At 46.1% G+C, this 15,530-nt stretch carries 13 protein-coding genes; 5 read left to right on the plus strand and 8 right to left on the minus strand.

The window, feature by feature from the left end:
* Positions 1-127 precede the first annotated feature (127 nt).
* The 7 genes from R7E38_RS22575 to lptM form a co-directional block, all read right to left on the minus strand.
* On the minus strand, positions 128-2,614 hold the full coding sequence (locus tag R7E38_RS22575) for an EAL domain-containing protein (protein ID WP_213908258.1): 2,487 nt from the start codon (positions 2,612-2,614) through the stop codon (positions 128-130).
* Between the two features lie 138 nt (positions 2,615-2,752).
* Positions 2,753-3,469, minus strand: coding sequence for a 5-amino-6-(5-phospho-D-ribitylamino)uracil phosphatase YigB (yigB, locus tag R7E38_RS22580; protein ID WP_047104010.1), 717 nt, complete (start codon positions 3,467-3,469; stop codon positions 2,753-2,755).
* 8 nt (positions 3,470-3,477) lie between these two features.
* Positions 3,478-4,410 (minus strand): tyrosine recombinase XerC, encoded by a 933-nt coding sequence (gene xerC / locus R7E38_RS22585; protein WP_005378742.1) that lies wholly within the window; start codon positions 4,408-4,410, stop codon positions 3,478-3,480.
* Positions 4,376-5,107: a DUF484 family protein gene (locus tag R7E38_RS22590; RefSeq protein WP_017636089.1), complete on the minus strand. Its 732-nt coding sequence runs from the start codon at positions 5,105-5,107 to the stop codon at positions 4,376-4,378. The genes xerC and R7E38_RS22590 overlap by 35 nt, the downstream gene beginning before the upstream one ends.
* A complete protein-coding gene (gene dapF / locus R7E38_RS22595; protein ID WP_005378744.1) occupies positions 5,101-5,931 on the minus strand; it encodes a diaminopimelate epimerase in 831 nt (276 codons plus the stop codon). Before dapF ends, R7E38_RS22590 begins: the two co-directional genes overlap by 7 nt.
* A 10-nt stretch (positions 5,932-5,941) precedes the next feature.
* On the minus strand, positions 5,942-7,195 hold the full coding sequence (gene lysA, locus R7E38_RS22600; RefSeq protein WP_005378745.1) for a diaminopimelate decarboxylase: 1,254 nt from the start codon (positions 7,193-7,195) through the stop codon (positions 5,942-5,944).
* Between the two features lie 61 nt (positions 7,196-7,256).
* Positions 7,257-7,373 carry an LPS translocon maturation chaperone LptM gene (gene lptM, locus R7E38_RS23575; RefSeq protein ID WP_005378746.1) on the minus strand — a complete coding sequence of 39 codons (117 nt, stop codon included), beginning with the start codon at positions 7,371-7,373 and terminating at the stop codon, positions 7,257-7,259.
* Between the two features lie 74 nt (positions 7,374-7,447).
* On the opposite strand from lptM, the gene cyaY reads away from it, so the two are divergent.
* Positions 7,448-7,762, plus strand: coding sequence for an iron donor protein CyaY (cyaY, locus tag R7E38_RS22610; protein WP_017636091.1), 315 nt, complete (start codon positions 7,448-7,450; stop codon positions 7,760-7,762).
* A 69-nt stretch (positions 7,763-7,831) separates the two neighbouring features.
* Here cyaY and R7E38_RS22615 read toward each other — a convergent pair whose 3' ends face one another.
* Positions 7,832-10,360, minus strand: a complete 2,529-nt coding sequence (locus R7E38_RS22615; protein ID WP_054702152.1) for a class I adenylate cyclase — start codon at positions 10,358-10,360, stop codon at positions 7,832-7,834.
* A gap of 346 nt (positions 10,361-10,706) precedes the next feature.
* On the opposite strand from R7E38_RS22615, the gene hemC reads away from it, so the two are divergent.
* The 4 genes from hemC to R7E38_RS22635 are packed head-to-tail and all read left to right on the plus strand — an operon-like array spanning position 10,707 to position 14,786.
* Positions 10,707-11,645 (plus strand): hydroxymethylbilane synthase, encoded by a 939-nt coding sequence (gene hemC / locus R7E38_RS22620; RefSeq protein WP_115386364.1) that lies wholly within the window; start codon positions 10,707-10,709, stop codon positions 11,643-11,645.
* Between the two features lie 2 nt (positions 11,646-11,647).
* On the plus strand, positions 11,648-12,376 hold the full coding sequence (locus R7E38_RS22625) for a uroporphyrinogen-III synthase (protein WP_005383386.1): 729 nt from the start codon (positions 11,648-11,650) through the stop codon (positions 12,374-12,376).
* Between the two features lie 17 nt (positions 12,377-12,393).
* Positions 12,394-13,605 carry a uroporphyrinogen-III C-methyltransferase gene (locus R7E38_RS22630; RefSeq protein WP_005378751.1) on the plus strand — a complete coding sequence of 404 codons (1,212 nt, stop codon included), beginning with the start codon at positions 12,394-12,396 and terminating at the stop codon, positions 13,603-13,605.
* The gene (locus R7E38_RS22635) at positions 13,605-14,786 is read left to right on the plus strand and encodes a heme biosynthesis protein HemY (RefSeq protein WP_005378752.1); all 1,182 of its coding nucleotides are present in this window, start codon (positions 13,605-13,607) and stop codon (positions 14,784-14,786) included. Before R7E38_RS22630 ends, R7E38_RS22635 begins: the two co-directional genes overlap by 1 nt.
* The last annotated feature ends 744 nt before the right edge of the window (positions 14,787-15,530 follow it).

The raw sequence follows: 15,530 nt of genomic DNA on the forward strand, positions 1-15,530 counted from the left end.
GAGTAGTTTTACAGGCAAAGCCGAAACGGATGATAACCACCTACTGAAGTAGGTGGTTTAGGGCTGAAAACAAAAAACGCAGCCTACGCTGCGTTTTTTACGACAAGAAGTTTCACGTGAAACATCATTAAAACAGTCGAGTCGGCTCGCCAAGATAGTAACCCTGCAAATAATCCACCCCCATGTCTTGTGCAATGGTACACACCTCCTGATTGTGGACGAACTCCGCCACCGTCTCCGCGTTAAACACCTGGCACAAACGCACCAACTGGGAAGCGATCTTGCGCTGTTTTAAGTCTTTATCAATATCACGAATCAAGCTGCCATCGAGCTTTATGACTTCTGGCTCCAACTTTAGGATTTCATCGATATTCGAATAGCCGGACCCAAAGTCATCAACAATGATACGCGCCCCTAAGCTTCTAAAATGACTGCACACTTCTATCATTCGGCCATAGTCTTTGATCTGCTCAGATTCCAGCACTTCTAAACCAATTCGCCTTGGGTCATTTAGCTGGCTAATTTCATGCTCTAAAAGTATTAAAGTTTTATCACTGAGCAAATCTTGCGGCGATAAGTTTATAGAAAAGTCACCTTGCTTATCTCGCATGTAATGCAACGTAGAATGAATCATGTGCCGACTTAGTCGAGTGTAAAGATGCGTATCAGAGATAATTGGCAGAAAACGCCCTGGCGCAATCACCGTTCCATCGGCTTCCAGAATACGAACCAAACATTCTTGGCTTGCCAATTTGTGGCTACCCGCATGCACAATGGGTTGGCTATAAGTGATGATGTTCTGTTTGAGAATGGCTCTACTAACGCAACTTAGCCATCCAAGTTGCTCTTTACGCACATCCTCACTGACTTCAATATCTTTCGCATTACAGATATGGGTATTACTGCGTACACCGGAGCGCCTCGCTTCGATGCCTTTGAGTAAGAGCTCATCTACTGAAGCGGATGGAAAATCTCGACGACTCACTAAGCCGCCGCATAGCGAGATAGAAAGATAATCTATTTCACGTAGGCCAATTGGCTCAAAATTAGTTTGTTCTACCGCGTCAGCAAAACGCGCAAAGTGCTGTTTGATGGTCTCGCTGCTTTGATCAGCTTTAAATATGAACGCCCATTCACCAACCCCAATACTATAAAGCTGCAAAGCCGTTGGCATGCCGAAACGCTTTCGTAGTCGATTCGTAAAGTGCATTGAGAGATCTTTGAGTAATTGATCTCCCACTCGGTAGCCGTATTTTTCGTTGATATGACTAAAGTTAAGTAGCTTTAGAGTCAACAAATGCTCATCCAAATCGATGTTACTCAGCCGCTCTTGCAATGCGACCCGGTTTTGTAACCCTGTACGACTGTCGCGTCGATAGCTTTCTTGTAACTTGCGCGTTTGGCGATCGAGTTGATATCCCATATGCGCGTTCATATGGTTGAGATCGCCGATCGCATTTCGAATCAAGCTAAACAACGGTGAAATAGAGGAGCTAACGGGCGACTTAGGCAAGTTCAATGTTTGCACTTCGTCTCCCTCTCGCATCGCTAAATACGTCAGGCTGTGATGAAGAATTTCGGGCTGACCAATACCACCATGCAGTTCCCCCATACAGTAACTACCAAACGTCGTCGCAATATCTTTGAAGGCTTGGACTTCGTCGCTGCTGTCAATAAAGTCTAACCGTGACGCGCAGTTAAAAATCATAACGACTTCAGGTTGGTGCATGGCTAACTCAACCACACCATGCCGCACTTGCTCGAGCGTTAACGAGGGATGGTTATAGCAAAATTGCACTTCGTCACCAAGACACCAGGGCCTGTCGAAGCTCATACTGCCATCAGCGTGTAGCTCCGTTACCGTACAAACTTCCTTTCGCCCTAAGCTTTCTCGATACAAAGGAAAGCTGAGCAGTTGACTCAGCGTCACGTCATGGCCATCCGCCAAGTAACGCTTGTATACTTCCAGCGCTTTCTTCTCACCTAAACAATACAAGCGCGTTCCTTTTGCATGAGTGACTTTGTGTGGCATGCCAATCGGGTTCCATTCCGAATACGCATCAGTCCATAGCTTCAAGGTATCACTGTGCAAAGCTACGGCAACCACAGCGTTATCGTAAACTCGGTTTTGATATAGCACCCAGCAGCCATCGTCAATACTCTGCGCCAACCCTCCAGAAATCACGACTTCTTCACTGGCGAAGGTTTGAAACAAGGGATAGTCACGTCGTTCAATTTGCACAGCAAAGCTGAGGATCACCTGTGAATTATGCTGCATTAGAAGAGAGCGCTTGAGTTCCCCGCCATCAATGTCAGGGGAGTAAGAGTATGTTTGTACCGCAGAAGTCAGCGTGGTTTGCTCAAATTCAATCACACTCACTAGGCAACCAGAGGTAAATATCTCCCCTTCCAGAATTACATTACGCGTACTATGCCCCATAACATGAGCATTCGGCAGCGACGACAAAACGGCGTCTGCAAGTGTGGTCGTAAATTCGCGCGATTGCGTCGACAATATTTGTACTAAATATTGTTTATCTGAGGAAATTGGAAAAGTGACTAAAAAGTCATTCAGTTGACTGACATCGTGAACCAGTTTTGAAAAAGCTCGCATGGACCTACCACTGCCGTAACACTATCTTCACCACGACGTGTGGCGTTACTATTTTTATTTAATAGAGAATAATTTACGTGGCTTTGCGCTGCTTTTCTAGACACAAAATGAGATTAGAATGGATTAATGCGAAAGCAATTAAAAAAGTGTGAGTAACGGCTGCAAACTATTGATTTCAATATCAGGTAAAGTACGTGTTTTTGAATGGTTAATGACATTTTTATTCATATCATTAAACCAACAGGCTGCAAAACCAGCCAACTTTGCACCATGCACATCCGTGGTTAGGTGATCACCGACATGCAGAATATTCTCCGCAGGGATATCCAAGAATCGCTTCGCTTTAGTAAACATATCGGTTGCGGGTTTCGCCAATCCATCTGGTCCTGCTTTAAGTACCTGTTGGAAATAAGGCGTAAGACCGATGCGGTCTAAATCCACATTACCGTTGGTGATTGCCACCAACGGGATGTGCTGCGTGAGTTCCTCCAGTACATCGAGGCTTTGCTGCGGCACTTCAAAACGGTTACGCCAGTCCAACGCAACGTCTACTGCGGCTTTCGCAGCGGCATGTGCTGCGTCTTCGTCGTAGCCTACTTGGGAGAAGGCTTGCTGAAGTTGCACTAAACGCCATAAAGTGACATCGCTCTTCAGCTCGGGTTGTTGCTGCACAACTCGCTGTTTGAGAGCAAACCAATCCGCTTTGTTCATATGAGCAACCGCTGGATGATGGTGCTTGAGCCAAGATAGCAACTCACGCTCCATGCGAACGATCACAGGATAGTTGTCATAGAGGGTATCATCTAGGTCAAAGGTCATTGCCTTAATAGGCTCGATACGGCGATAAAATTTCATACTTCGGCTCACTCCCCGTTCTTTTTGCGTGCGCGTGGGTGGGCTTGGTCGTAGGCTTGCGCCAAATGTTGGAAATCCAAGTGCGTGTAGATTTGGGTCGTCGAAATGTTCTCGTGCCCTAAAAGCTCCTGCACCGCACGTAAGTTATTGCTTGATTCGAGCATATGTGTCGCAAATGAGTGACGCAATTTATGCGGACTAATATGGCTTGCGACAGACTGTTTCTGCCCCCATTCAGCCATGCGCTTTTGCACGCTACGATGCGAAATACGCGTTCCGAGCTTAGATACAAACAAGGCGGGCTCACCTGGAGCGGCTAAATCACCACGAACGCGTAGCCACTTCCCAACCCACTCGGTTGCCATCCCAGAGAACGGCACTTTACGTTCTTTATCGCCTTTACCAATAACACGAAGCTCACCACTACGCAGTTGTACGTCACGTACATCCACACCCACCAGTTCAGCCAAACGTAAGCCGGCGCCATACATCAGCTCCATCATGGCGCGATCGCGCACAGCCAACGGGTCGTCCTCGTTGACTTCAAGTAATTGGCTCACTTCGTCAACATCGAGGTTTTTGGGCAACGGGCGTTTTTTGCGAGGTGCTGAAACCCCTTTGGCTGGGTTAGCCGACATCTCGCCACGCAGAATAAGGAAATCGAAAAAACTACGCAGCGATGAGAGTCGCGTTGCCAAACTGCTGGCTTTCATGCCTTCTCGCATGCCCTTACCTGCTAATTGGCGCACCCAACCGGCATCCACTTGAGACCAATCTTTGAGCCCCATTTCAGCTAAGTGCTGCGCCATAGTTTCTAGCTGCTGTTTGTAATTGCGCTGAGTATGTAGGCTAAGCCCCTTTTCGCTTCGTAAGAATTCATAGAAGCGCTCAAGAGGCTTTTGCAGACTATTTGGCAGAGGAGTGTTGGGAGTTGTCGTCATCGTAACTTTGCCATACCAGTGTTTGAGCGAGATGTGCCACTACTAATGATAGGTGACGCAAAAACAAGGTATCCATATCTGGCTGAAAATGGCCGCCATCTTCACTAGAAAAAGCAAGCACGCCCAGTGTTTGCTGTTTCACGAGCGGCAGTACCACATAGGAACCCATTTCCGGCACTTCCATGTTGCCAAACAAAGCTTCACGATCCACTTTGCGAAGACGTCCTAAGTACGCATCTTTGCCATTTAAGTGAGTGGTCGCAAAGCGTTGATAACTTTCCTTACTCAATTGAATCGATGCGTCGCATTGACTAAACAATCGAACAAACGCACGTAAGCCCAATGCTTTGGCTTTATCTTCGATAGAATGAATGACTTGTTTAAAGTCACCACACTTTAGAATCTGCCCCTGCAAATCCATAAATTCGTAAAAGGTGCGATCATTGTTCGCCGCAAGCGACATTAGTGTAGTGATCTCTTCCTCTAACTCTTCAATGCGCTGACGTTGACGATTCATTTGGATGTGCACCAAAGATACCGCGCCTAAGTCTGAGTGTGGGAAAGATAAACGATCCACAAGCTCCGGACGTTGCACAAAAAAGTCTGGATGATCTTTGAGGTACTCGGCCACTACTTCAGCCGTTAAGGCATCTGCTTCTACTTGAGACAAACCGTTTCCTTTTTCTTCAACTAGCAAGACAATTGACCATCAAATACATGCGTTGTAGGTCCGGTCATAAACAACGGCTTGCCAGGACCTTGCCATGCAATTCGCAATTCACCACCAGGTAGAGAAACCTTAACGTTTTCATCCAACAAGCCCTGCAGAATCCCAACCGCGACTGCCGCGCATGCACCACTACCACAGGCTTGTGTCTCTCCTGCGCCTCGCTCGTAAACTCGAAGACGAATATGGTCACGACTCATCACCTGCATAAAGCCAGCGTTGACGCGCTCTGGGAAACGCTCATGCGACTCGAGCAGCGGACCGAGAGTTTCCACTTCTGCCGTATCCACATCGTCGACCACGGTCACTACGTGCGGGTTACCCATGCTCACAGCACCACAAAACAAGGTATTGTCGCCTGCTCGCATGATGTAAGTTTTCTCTTTTTGCTTCGCTTTGAAAGGAATTTTGTTCGGTTCAAACTCTGGCACGCCCATGTTGACCGTCACTTCCCCATCATCTTCGATGTTGAGAATCATCTTTCCTTTCTTGGTGCTCACGCTGATGCTGTATTTATTGGTCAGCCCCTTCAAGCGAACAAAGCGGGCAAAACAGCGTGCACCGTTACCACACTGTTCAACTTCACTACCATCGGCATTAAAAATCCGATAATGGAAGTCGGTTTCAGGGTCGTAAGGGGCCTCTACCACAAGCAATTGGTCAAAACCAACGCCAGTATGACGATCCGCCAAGCGGCGGATCAGGTCTTGCGAGAAAAACACGTTCTGGGTAATACAGTCGACGACCATGAAGTCGTTGCCCAAACCGTGCATTTTGGAAAAGTGGAAATGCATTTGTTGTGTGTTACTCCGGTAGAATCTGTTCCAGCTGCCACAAACTGGTCAGCTCCTCACGCTGGCGAACTAAGTGGCTTTGTTTACCGTCCACCATCACTTCTGCCGCTCGGGTACGAGTATTGTAGTTCGAAGACATCACAAAACCATAGGCACCTGCTGAACGAACCGCGAGTAGATCACCTTCTTGCAAAACGAGTGCGCGATCTTTACCCAAGAAGTCGCCGGTTTCACAAATAGGACCAACCAAGTCGTAAGTCTGAGCTTCACCCTTTCGCGGTGAAACTGGCACAATATCTTGCCATGCTTGGTATAGCGCAGGACGCATCAAGTCGTTCATTGCAGCGTCGATAATCGCAAAGTTTTTATGCTCAGTATGTTTTAAAAACTCAACACGCGTTAGCAAGATACCTGCGTTCGCAGCAATTGCACGGCCTGGCTCAAAGATCAGCTCCAAGTCTTGGTGATTTTCAAGACGTCCTAGTAACGCTTTGGCGTAATCAGAAGGCTGAGGTGGTAATTCATCACGATAGACCACACCCAAACCACCGCCGACATCAAGGTGACGAATGTTAATGCCTTGCGCTTTTAAATCATCAATCAGGGCTAATAAACGGTCTGTCGCGTCGATAAATGGGTCTATATTGGTCAGCTGAGAACCAATGTGGCAGTCGATGCCTTGCACATTCAAGTTCGGCAGGCTTTGCGCGAATTTATAAACATCTGGCGCACGATCAAACGCAATGCCGAATTTATTGTCGCGAAGACCAGTCGAAATGTAAGGGTGTGTTTTCGCGTCGACATCTGGATTGATACGCAGAGAAATTGGCGCAATCACACCAAGCTCACCCGCAACCTTGTTCAAACGTTCTAGCTCTGGCTCAGATTCAACGTTGAAACATTTGATACCTAGCTCAAGAGCGCGCTTCATCTCTGCCGGTGTTTTACCAACACCAGAGAAAACGACTTTTTTCGGATCACCGCCTGCGGCAATCACACGCTCAAGTTCACCACCCGACACGATGTCAAAACCCGATCCCAAACGCGCTAGCGTGTTCAATACGCCTAAGTTTGAGTTGGCTTTCACCGCGTAGCAAACCAGGTGAGGATGCTGACCCACAGCACTATCAAACGCCTTCCAATGGCGCTCTAGCGTGGCTCGAGAATATACATAAAGAGGAGTGCCATATTGCTCTGCAAGAGCTTGAAGTGGGACGTCTTCGGCCCAAAGCTGGCCATCATCCTGATAGTTGAAGTAATCCAAAATTCGCTTCCCTTATTTTATTCGACTGCTGAACCCTAATTTCACCCTAAGGTGCGGTTATTTATTGTGATTGCTCATTCTGTTGAGTGTCATCTGGAATGTATAGTGAGCCAGACTGACCACACCCCGCTAAGGTCGCGGCAACCATCACAAACAACACAGTAACTAATTTTTTCATTTCGCATATCGTGATTATTGAATCAATGCCCCCTATAATCGCACCACACTCAGGAAAAGCAATAGGATAGACGGATGAACGATACTGAATTTCATCAACTGGTGGATGCGCAGATGCAAATCATCGAAGAATCCATCGATGATTCAGGCGCAGACATTGATTACGAAGTCACTGGCAACGTAATGACATTGGAATTTGAAGACCGCAGCCAAATCATCATTAATCGCCAAGAGCCGATGCATGAGATCTGGCTAGCGTCCAAATCTGGTGGTTTCCACTTCAAACTTATTGAAGATAAATGGACCTGCTCAAAAACGGGTATGGAGCTATTTGAAATGGTGAAGCAAGAGTGTGAAAAGCACGCGGGCGAAGCCATTGATTGGGTATAATACTGGTCAATCGTCACCAAAACAAAAAGAGCACCGAAGTGCTCTTTTTGTTTATTGATAAGGGTTTAATTACGCGTTCACAGTTTTGGTCGGGCGACTCGGTGAACAACCGTCATTACGGTAAGGAATGATATACGCATTCCCCTCTTCAGGGTGAATAATTTGATAGTACTGAGGCAGGTTAAAATTAATAAACTTCGACGCGACGCGACTATCGTCTTTTACCGACGTGTAGAAACTGTTTACAGACGAAATCATTTCATCTTTGGAGCCACTGAATTGGTGATACACTTCTACTTGATTTGACTCATCCAACACATAAATATTGAAGCCATCTTCGTTATCTTCAAAGAAGAACTGCACCAGACCTTCACTGGCAAACCCATCCACCGCTTCCGGCATTTGATATTCTTGCTCACGATCGAGCATTAACAGCGGCGAGCCTTTGAGTTTGTTAGTAGAAATGCTGCGGTAGAAATCGATGGAATTTTCTAGCTTTTGCACCGACACACCACGACGTTCAAAGAACAACCCATAAGTCTGGTTACCAAGACGCATCGCTTTAAAGCGGCGGCGTTTCTCTTGCTCTACTGGTTTCAAGCGTAAGTCGATACATTCAGCTAAAAGCTGGTAAACCATATTACGCATCACACCACGCATGTTCTTCGCATAGCAGAACACATCCACTGATTCTGGTGGCAACGCATCTTGGTGCATTTTGCCCAAAATGGTTTTCAGTGCATCCAGCATCGCCGTTTCCCCTTTGAAATGCAGCGTACGCACTTCATGCCAAGAGTTACGGTAAACAAGGTCAACACTGCCGACTAAATTTTTATGTTCTGGACCAAAGCTAAAAATATCGGTGTTCTTAACATCCACTTTCAACGAACGACCAGAAAGTTCAGACGTCGGATCATTTTCAAAGTTGATGAACATCGCAAGCTGGCTTATTTCACAAGGACTCGCTAGCGCCTGCATAGATGGACGACGCTTACGCAACGCAAAAGTATTTCGTAAGTCACTCACCATTTGGTAAAACTTATCAATATCTAGCTGCGCTTCACGTACCACGGCATGTAAACGAGTCGATTCAGTGATCAAGCCATTGAAGAATGCCCAAGCAACCAATTTACTCAAGTATTCATGATGCTCTAGATATGGTTGCCCCAAAATGCGGTGCGCAATAAGTGGTTGTTTATAGAGGTACCAACCAGACTTGTTCACTCCCCCTTTTTTCACTTCGATAAAGCTCAAGTCAGGCTCGTGCAGATCAGGTGAAATCTGTGGGTTTAGTAACGTTACTTTGCCCGGCAATACTTCAAAAGCCGCGTAAAGTTTACGGGCCAAAATACTGATGTCTTGCGGACTGATAGCAGAAGTGATGTCGTTACGACGCGCAAATTGAATCAAGTTACGGTAGCTTTGCATCAACGCATCCAGCAATGCATGATGTACCACCTTCACTTGTTCAACCTTCCAATTACGGCGGTCATCGAGCTCTGCAACGACACTGGCATCCCAATTCCATTTTGCAATCATATCGCTCAGCGCTTCACGACGCCAAGCTACTGAGCCAACATTCGGCTCACGAGATAATTTTTCATGGGTTTTGAGATAGAAACAGCGACGCACTAAATCCAAACGTGTATCGTCTTGAATTCGCTCTAAGTAACGGGTTACTTTTTCCAACATTAAGTAGTACGCATCCATGCCATAGAGATCAGGCTCATGGGCAAAGAAACGACGTTTAGTGTCGATGCTTAACAATTGAGTATGCGGGTATTCCCACGAGTAAGCTTCTAGCAAGATGGCTTTTAATACCGATTTGTAGGGAGAGTCGATGCTTTTGTATAACTGCCACAAGTTCGAGCCGAAGTATTCTTCAGCAGGAATGCAGTTCAATTTACCAAAGTCGATCCATTCACTACAGTCGATGTAACCATCACTGCACAGTTGAGAAACGTACTCGTCGTAACACTCTTCCATTTCTGGCGGCACGATTTGCCATAACAAACGCTGTCCGGCAATACGCACCGCACTACGATAGAATTCATCTAGCAAAAGTAAGTGCTGAGATGAACCACAGTTATCACCTGTCATCTCCTCAGAATGATTGCTTCTAAAGCGCTCTTTATCCATTAAGAAAAAGTTCGCTTCCACGCCTTTGCTTTGTGCCCAATCCGTGATGAGTAAGCATTTATTGGTCAATAACTCGCGTTCGTCACAATCCATATCGGGCGAGATACACACCCAAATATCCAAATCACTGGAAGTACTTTGACCAATCGAGGAGGTACTGCCCATGGTGTATAAACCCAATATAGCGGGCTTTTCTACCGTCTTGAGCGGCTGACCAATGGCAAGTTGAATATCATCTATGAATTGTTGCTGAATGCTATTTAGTTCAAGCCCATGCACACCAAACGGGACATCGGCATCATAATAGCCAGGAATTACAGGATGGTTGTAGTTCAACAAGGCAGGAATCAAGTGGAAGACTTGCTGGCTTTGCGAATCCATAAGCGCCAACGCGCGATCAACTCGCTGCTGATTCAAATTATCTAGTCGCTGGATGATTTTTTGGGTGTAAGCCTGCAAGGGGAATTCCTTGGTTGAACAATCACGAAAATCTGCTGACGTTTTAAACCAAAATGGCTTAAAAACGTGATCAATTTAACACTTTTATTGGTGCGGGTAAAGCTTCACGCCCGCGTATCACTCTGGATACAAAACCATACTTTAGTCACAAAATTAATCGCGCGGTAGTGTCGCTCTTATTACCTATTACTAATAATAGTCCTTAGTCTAATTGAGAATCCAGTCACACTATTTTCATAACGTCATGTAATTCCATTCATAGCCTTCAGAGATAACGAACTAACAGTAAGCATTTCTTGATGAGAATGGTAGGATAAACCCAAATCCAAACAGCATTGAGAAGATCATGACACAATCCACACCGATTCGCATTGCAACTCGAAAAAGCCCTCTTGCTTTATGGCAAGCTTACTTTGTTAAAGACGCCCTTCAAGCCGCTCACCCTGGCTTGGAAGTCGAGTTAGTAACCATGGTGACCAAAGGTGACGTGATTTTAGATACACCACTAGCAAAAGTTGGCGGCAAAGGCTTGTTCGTAAAAGAGCTTGAAATCGCGATGCTAGAAGGACGTGCAGACCTCGCCGTTCACTCAATGAAAGACGTACCCGTCGATTTCCCAGAAGGCCTTGGCCTCGTGACCATTTGTGAGCGTGAAGATCCTCGTGATGCCTTCGTCTCTAATACCTATAGCCACATTGATGAGCTCCCTCAAGGTGCTGTGGTTGGTACTTGCAGTTTGCGCCGTCAATGCCAACTGAAAGAATATCGTCCGGACATCATCATCAAAGAGCTTCGCGGTAATGTGGGCACTCGCCTTGGTAAGTTAGATGCGGGTGAGTATGATGCAATCATTCTTGCTGCGGCTGGCCTCAAACGATTGAAGCTTGAAGAACGCATTCGTAGCTTTATCGAACCAGAGCAATCACTACCAGCGGTAGGCCAAGGTGCTGTCGGTATTGAGTGCCGCCTTGACGATGAAAGACTGCTTAAGCTGCTTGAGCCACTTAACCACCAAGACACCGTAGACCGCGTTTTGTGTGAGCGCGCAATGAACCTTACGCTAGAAGGCGGCTGTCAGGTACCTATCGGCAGCTATGCCCTGCTAGACGGCGACAACATTTGGCTACGCGCATTAGTTGGCGAACCAGATGGCAGCGAAATTGTGCGTGGTGAAATTCGTGGCCATCGTAAAGATTGCGAAGCATTAGGAGTGCAGCTAGCCAATGAGCTGCTAGATAACGGCGCTCGTGAAATCCTAACTAAGCTGTACGCAGATCACGAATAACCATGGCAGTGTTGGTCACTCGGCCGGGAGAGCAAGGCAACGCGCTTTGCTCTCTGCTCGAAAGGCACGGCATTTCCGCATATCACCATCCTCTGATCGACATTGTCGCCGATCTCACGGACACGCACCTCTCTAAACATCTACATCAAGCTCAAATTGTTATCGCTGTTAGTCGACATGCAGTGCAATGTGCACAGCAAATCTTAGCCAGCAACGGGATGTCATGGCCGAAACAAGCTATTTACCTTGCCGTTGGTCAAAAAACAGCACACTATTTAAGCAAATGTACCCAACAGAAAGTACACTATCCCCAAGTCAGTGATAGTGAACACTTATTGCGACTGCCAGAGCTCAACAATGTGGCACAACAACAAGTTCTTATCCTTCGTGGTAACGGCGGAAGAGAGCTGATCAAAGATGCATTGGTGAGGCGTGGCGCAAAAGTTCACTATAGTGAGACTTACAAGAGAGAATTCATCCCATTCGATCCAGTAAGCTGTATCTCACTATGGAAAAACCTACAAATTAACCAGATTATTGTCACCAGTGGTGAACAACTGGATTATTTGTGCAGCCAATTGACGTCGGAGCAATTGACTTGGCTTAATCAACAAGAGTTGTATATCCCCAGTCAGCGTATCGCTGACATCGCAATTCAAAGGGGGTTCACTCGCGTGAGATGCACGGGAAGCGCATCCAACCAAGAATTACTGGCGGCTCTCCAGCCCTAGCTACACAGGATATAGGCATGACAAGTAAAAATAACGACCAAAAAAATAACGATAAAAACCTTTCCGAAGAAACCTCATCGGCACCGCTAGTCGAAAAAACCACATCGCAGCAGGATGCGGACCTTAAAAAAGAGCAACCACAAGCGGCCGAGCCCCCAAAAACAGCAGAGCCAACCAAAGTCGAGTTTGAAGAAAAACAAGGTAAACGTGGTGTCAAACTAGGTACGGTCGCTATCATCTTATCGATTATTTTTGGCGGTGGCCTCGCGTACAAGCTGCATCAACAGCAAGCCGATTACCAAGCGCAGATCGCCCAACTAAAAAGTCAGCTAGAAAGCACTCAAGCTTCCATGAAGCAAGAACTCAGCCGGGTACAAGAAGAAACCATCGAGAAAGCAACAACCGTGACACACAAAGCGGAAGTGGTACTTGGACAGCAACAGAAGAGCATTGAAAGCTTACAGCTCGCCGTTGCCGATGTGAAAGGTCGTCGACCAAACGACTGGCTATTAGCGGAAGCCGATTACCTTGTCAAATTAGCTGGTCGTAAATTGTTCTTAGAGCACGATGTAGAAAGCGCGACTCAACTGATGGAAAGTGCAGACCAACGCATTGCAGCACTGAATGACCCTAGCCTCGTCAAACTACGTAAAGCAATGGCGAACGATATCACCAAACTTCGCACGATCCCGCTAATTGACCGTGATGGATTGGTACTACGCTTAACTGCCCTACAACAGCAAGTAGACAAGCTCCCTCTCGCCAATGCACTGCTACCTGAAGCTGAAGCCGTAGAAAACACTGAAGTGTCTGAAGATATCGCAAACTGGCAAGATAACTTAATGACCTCTTTGAAGGACTTTTCAGAAAACTTCATTACCTTCCGCACGCGCGATGGTAACGTCATTCCACTGCTTTCTCCTGAGCAACACTTTTACCTGAAAGAAAACATCAAAGCCAAATTGGAAACGGCAATAAAAGCGGTGTACCAAGAACAAGGTGAAATTTACACCACATCTCTAAAAACAGCCGACAAATGGGCATTAGCTTTCTTCAACCAAGACGATAATTCTGTTAAAGAGTTCAACAAAACGGTTAACCTACTAAGTCAGCAAAATATTCAAGTGGAATACCCAACAAAACTGCAAAGTCAGTCTCAACTATCAGATGTCATCCGTGAACGCCTACGTCGTGAAGTCACAACGATGACAGGCATGGAGGATAAGTAATGTTTCGTCTTATTTTCCTATTTGTTGTACTAGGCGCAGGACTATTTGTTGGCACCCAGTTTTCTGGTCAGCAAGGCTATGTACTCATCTCCATTGCCGAGAAAACGATCGAGATGAGCGTAACGACATTAGTGGTTTTCGTTATCGCTGCACTCGCAGGTCTTTTTCTGCTTGAGTACCTGATTAAGAAGTTAGTTTATGCTAGTTCTACAACATGGAACTACTTCAGTGTTCGCAAAATGCGCCATTCCCGCCGATACACCAATGAAGGCATTATTAAACTTCTAGAAGGTGACTGGAAAGGTGCTGAGAAGAAAGTAACTCGCTGGGCAAATCATCACGATATGCCGCTGCTTTGCTACTTGGTTGCGTCTGAAGCCGCACAAGGCCAAGGTGATAAAGCAAAACGAGATCACTATCTAGAGCTAGCGAGCCAACAAGAGAACGCCCATCTCGCAGTAGAACTGACTCGAGCGAAACAATTTATCCGCGACAACGAGTTCGAGTCCGCTTTCGATACCTTGCAATCGTTAAAAAGTCAGTATGCGAGTAACTCTATTGTATTGAACTTGCTGAAAACAACGTACATGCAGCTAAAGTTGTGGCAACCTCTTATTGACCTCTTGCCACAACTAACCAAAGCAAAACTCATCACGGAAGAAGAACATGCAGAGCTGATTCAAAAGGCGCAGTGCGGCTTACTCCATGAAGTAGCGCAACAACAAGGTAGCGAAGGGCTAATCTCCCATTGGAATAGTCTCTCACGTAAAGTGAAACAAGACACAAACCTCGTTGCCTGTTTTGCTCGAGAACTCATCACACGAAAAGCTGATGCAGAAGCCTTTACCGTGCTAAAAGAAGCATTAAAAAAACAACCTGCCCCAGAGCTTTATCAACTTCTGCCAGATCTAAACCTGCCAGATACCCACCCTGTCGTGGTCTTCTTAGAGGGCGTAGTGAAGAAAGAACCGGATAACGCCGCTGCCCATAGCGCATTAGCGCACTTCTATTTCCGTCAAGAGAGGTGGCAAGAAGCCCAGGATCACTTTGAGATCGCCTTAAAGCTTCGCTCTGACGTCTCTGACTATGCATTCCTAGCAGACACACTAGAGAAGCAAAATCTAACCAAAGCTGCTCACGAAGTCTCTCGTAAAGCTCTCACGCTCGTACAGAATGACTAACTTAAGATGACCTAACCAAGCCGACAGCTTACCTGTCGGCTTTTTTATTGCCTGCTATTAACCCTTCAGTCCTTAGTCATCAATATGTTTATCCAATTCATTGGCTCCCAAGTAGTTCTCAACTTCCTAGCAACTCACTATCGTTTCACTTTCCTCTTCTCTTTGACTACTCTGATCCTGTCATTCCAGCAGAATCCAAAACAATTTTAAAAAATGCAGGAATACGTAACTTTAGCCTGTTGATGTATGGTTTTAAGACGTAGCTAGATTTAGGCAATAGAGCACACGCGTCGCTAGACTGAGTAAAACAAAAAGATACATCAGTGAAACAGTGGCTATTTGAGTATGCTTATTTGTTCGGTCTATCCGGTAAAAGGGGCTAGAGAAGCAATGGTAGTGCTTTAAGAGAACGATAAGGCAATAGATGGTTCAACACCTTAACAAAGCATCTCCAACAACCTTATCGGGACAGCATGCAGTGATGAGGATGAACAGCTTTAGAAGCAACTGCACTTCTTAGCAAAAATCAAAACGTCACAACCAATACCGATATTACTTTGTCGAAAAGTAGATCGCATATGGAATTGATTTTTGGCAAGCACAGATAGAGTAATAAAGATGTACGGAAATGAAAAAAGCCTCGCTATTTCTAGCAAGGCTTCTTAATAGTGGCGGAGAGATAGGGATTTGAACCCTAGATACGCTATTAACGTATGCCGGTTTTCAAGACCGGTGCTTTCAACC

Origin of the sequence: Vibrio sp. Vb2131 (genome assembly GCF_033338535.1) — a bacterium.
Taxonomy (GTDB): domain Bacteria; phylum Pseudomonadota; class Gammaproteobacteria; order Enterobacterales; family Vibrionaceae; genus Vibrio; species Vibrio alginolyticus.